General features: G+C 61.9%; 1 pseudogene. It reads right to left on the reverse strand.

What is annotated here, in order from left to right:
* Positions 1-278 (reverse strand): annotated as a pseudogene (locus EN804_RS36915) (cell shape-determining protein); the annotation flags it as partial.

The following is a 278-nucleotide window of genomic DNA, read 5'->3' on the forward strand; positions in this document are numbered from 1 at the left end:
TTCTGGAGTTCGGCGCAACCGGCTGCGAAATAACGCGGACATTGGTGGAATCGATCGATTGCTGTTCGGCGAGCTGGCGTGACCGGGTAAGATAGGTCTCATAGATCGCCGCTGCCGAGCGGGCGTCGCGCTCAAGATCCCTCAGCCGCACCTGCGCTTCGTTATCGGTGAAGACATTGGCACGCTCCGCCACGGCTTTCAGTCGCAGCGCATCGAGCGAGGAGCGCGCTTCGGCGACATTTGTCTTTGCTGCCTGCAGAATGCGCCGCGCCTCGTCG

Origin of the sequence: Mesorhizobium sp. M8A.F.Ca.ET.161.01.1.1, assembly GCF_004792105.1 — a bacterium.
In the GTDB taxonomy this organism is placed as follows: Bacteria; Pseudomonadota; Alphaproteobacteria; order Rhizobiales; family Rhizobiaceae; genus Mesorhizobium.